Genomic DNA, 3,002 nt, shown 5'->3' with positions numbered 1-3,002 from the left:
CACTCCCCCCCCCCCCCCCCTCGGCGGTGGTGCTCTCCGCCGCCCCCCGCGTCAGCGGCGGGCGGCGGGCGTCGTCACTTGACGGTGACGGTGGCGCCGGCGCCCTCGAGCTGCGCCTTCGCCGCGTCGGCCGCGTCCTTGGCCACGCCCTCGAGGACGTTCTTGGGCGCGCCGTCCACGAGGTCCTTGGCCTCCTTGAGGCCGAGGCTCGTGAGGGCGCGCACCTCCTTGATGACCTGGATCTTCTTGTCGCCGGCGGCCTCGAGGACGACGTCGAACTCCGTCTTCTCCTCCTCGGCCTCGGCGGGCGCGCCGCCACCGGCGGCGGCGCCGCCGGCCACGGCCACGGGGGCGGCGGCGGTGACGTCGAAGGTCTCCTCGAACTTCTTCACGAAGTCGGAGAGCTCGATGAGCGTGAGCTCCTTGAACGCGTCGAGCAGCTCGTCGGTGCTGAGCTTCGCCATGGGGGCGGTCCTCTCTGGTCGGTCCCTCGTCGGGGAGCCCGTCACCGGTGCGCGGTCACCAGGGGGTCACCGGGCGGTGCGGGCGGGTTCGTCGGGCGGTGGGGTGCGGTGCGGCGCCCGCGGGCGGGCGCGTGCGGGCGGCCGGGGCCGCGCGCGGGTGGGTGGTGCGGCTCAGGCGTCCGCGGTGGCGGGCTCGGCCGCCTCGGCGGCGTCGGCGGACCCGCCGCCCTGGGCCTCGCGCTCGACGCGCAGCGCCTCGACCGTCCGGACCGCCTTGGACAGCGGCGCGGCGAGGACGAAGGCGCCCCGCGACAGGGTCGCCTTCATGGCGCCCGCGGCCTTGGCGAGCAGGACCTCGCGCGACTCGAGGTCGGCGAGCTGCGTGACCTCGGCCGCGCTCACGGCGCGGCCGTCGAGCAGGCCGGCCTTGATGACGAGCTGCGGGTTGTCGCGCGCGAAGTCGCGCAGGCCCTTCGCCGCCTCCACCGGGTCGCCGGTGACGAACGCGATGGCCGTGGGGCCGTTGAGGTCGGCGTCGAAGGCCTCGACGCCGGCCTGCCGGGCCGCGATCTTCGTCAGCGTGTTCTTCGAGACGGAGTACGTCGCGTTCTCGCCCAGCGCGCGCCGCAGCCGCTTGAGCTGCGCGACGGTGAGCCCGCGGTACTCGGTGAGCACGGCGGCGTTCGAGCCGCGGAACTTCTCCGCCAGCTCGGCGACCGCCGCCTCCTTCTCAGGATTCGCCATGGCCCTCCTTCCGGGGTGGGTGGGTGGTCACCACCGCCGGCGGGGCGCCCGGGGGCGGCCCACCGGGTCGGCCCCGAGGACGACGAGAGCCCCGGCGCGAGGCGCACGGGGCTCGGGGCGACGCGCACCCGGGGGTCCGCGTCGGAGCTGCTGGCACCTGCGCCGGCACCCGCGTCGAGCGCGGGACCTTGGCGCCGTCCGCGGGCGGACGGCGACCGGCGGTCTTCGGTCGGGGGAAGAGTAGGCGGCCGGAGCGCCTCCCTCCAAATCGCCACCTGCGGCGCGGTCCCCTCCCCGGGCGGGCGACCCCCGGGCGCGCGAGAGCCCCCGCCCGGGACGGGCGGGGGCTCTCGGGGTGCAGCGCGGGCCGGGTCCGGGCGCCCATCGGCACCCGGGCCCGGTGGCGGTCAGACCGCCGGGGTCTCCTCGAGGAGGCCGCGGGTGCGCGAGGCGTCGAGCGGGATGCCCGGGCCCATCGTCGTCGTCATCGTCGCCTTGCTGATGTAGCGGCCCTTGGACGCCGACGGCTTGAGCCGCAGCACCTCGTCGAGGGCGGCGCCGTAGTTCTCCACCAGCTGGGTGTCCGTGAAGGACGTCTTGCCCACGACGAAGTGGAGGTTGGAGTGCTTGTCGACCCGGAACTCGATCCGGCCGCCCTTGATGTCGGACACGGCCTTGGCGACGTCCATGGTGACGGTGCCGGTGCGCGGGTTCGGCATGAGGCCGCGGGGGCCGAGCACGCGGCCCAGGCGGCCGACCTTGCCCATGAGGTCGGGCGTGGCGACCGCCGCGTCGAAGTCCAGGAAGCCGCCCTGGACGCGCTCGATCAGCTCGTCGCCGCCGACGACGTCGGCGCCGGCGGCCTCGGCCTGCGCGGCGCGCTCGCCCGTCGCGAAGACGAGCACGCGGGCGGTCTTGCCCGTGCCGTGCGGCAGGTTGACCGTGCCGCGGACGATCTGGTCCGCCTTGCGCGGGTCGACGCCGAGGCGCATGGCGACCTCGACCGTGGCGTCGTAGGAGGTCGTCGACGTCTCGCGGGCCAGGCGCACGGCGTCCAGCGGCGCGTAGAGGCGGGTGTCGTCGATCTTCTCGGCGGAGGCGCGGTACTTCTTGCTGCGCATGTCAGCTCCTCGTGGTCGCGGCGGAGCGCCGCGGTGGGGTGGGTGGAGTCGTGGTCGGCGGGCCAGCGCGGGCCCTGCCACTGGTGGTGCGGGTCCTGCGGGTCCCCGGCGGGCCGGGGGGCGCCGGCCGGAGGACCGGCCGGCGGTGCGCGCGCGGGCCTCAGCCCTGGACGGTGATGCCCATCGACCGGGCGGTGCCCGCGATGATCTTGCTGGCGGCGTCCACGTCGTTGGCGTTGAGGTCCTCGAGCTTCTGCTCCGCGATGGCGCGGACCTGCTCGGCGGTGAGGCTCGCGACCTTCGTCGTGTGCGGCGTCGGGGAGCCCTTGTCGACGCCCGCGGCCTTCTTGATGAGCTCGGCGGCCGGCGGGGTCTTGGTGATGAAGGTGAACGAGCGGTCCTCGTAGACCGTGATCTCCACCGGGACCACGTTGCCGCGCTGGGACTCCGTCGCGGCGTTGTAGGCCTTGCAGAACTCCATGATGTTCACGCCGTGCTGGCCCAGCGCGGGGCCGATCGGCGGGGCCGGCGTCGCGGCGCCGGCCTTGATCTGGAGCTTGATGAGCCCGGAGACCCTCTTCTTGGGGGGCATGGCACGTCCTCGTCTCGTCTGTCGCAGGTCCCGCTGGCGCGGGCCGGGGCGCCGACGGGCGCCCCAGGGACAGGGGAGGGT

The 3,002-nt window shown here is 75.3% G+C and carries 4 protein-coding genes; all 4 read right to left on the bottom strand.

Annotated elements, in window-relative coordinates:
- Window positions 1-74: 74 nt before the first annotated feature.
- Entirely contained in the window at window positions 75-464 is a 390-nt protein-coding gene (rplL, locus tag WDV85_RS08320) for a 50S ribosomal protein L7/L12 (protein WP_298801347.1), read from the bottom strand.
- 171 nt (window positions 465-635) lie between these two features.
- The gene (gene rplJ, locus WDV85_RS08315; protein WP_171201649.1) at window positions 636-1,208 is read right to left on the bottom strand and encodes a 50S ribosomal protein L10; all 573 of its coding nucleotides are present in this window, start codon (window positions 1,206-1,208) and stop codon (window positions 636-638) included.
- Between the two features lie 407 nt (window positions 1,209-1,615).
- Window positions 1,616-2,329 (bottom strand): 50S ribosomal protein L1, encoded by a 714-nt coding sequence (gene rplA, locus WDV85_RS08310; protein WP_171201648.1) that lies wholly within the window; start codon window positions 2,327-2,329, stop codon window positions 1,616-1,618.
- Window positions 2,330-2,489: 160 nt separating this feature from the next.
- Complete coding sequence (gene rplK / locus WDV85_RS08305) at window positions 2,490-2,921, bottom strand: 50S ribosomal protein L11 (RefSeq protein WP_171201647.1); 432 nt, start codon at window positions 2,919-2,921, stop codon at window positions 2,490-2,492.
- Window positions 2,922-3,002: the final 81 nt, after the last annotated feature.

This window comes from Pseudokineococcus sp. 5B2Z-1, from assembly GCF_037482305.1.
In the GTDB taxonomy this organism is placed as follows: Bacteria; Actinomycetota; Actinomycetes; order Actinomycetales; family Quadrisphaeraceae; genus Pseudokineococcus.
This window is presented reverse-complemented; position numbering and strand designations above follow the sequence as displayed.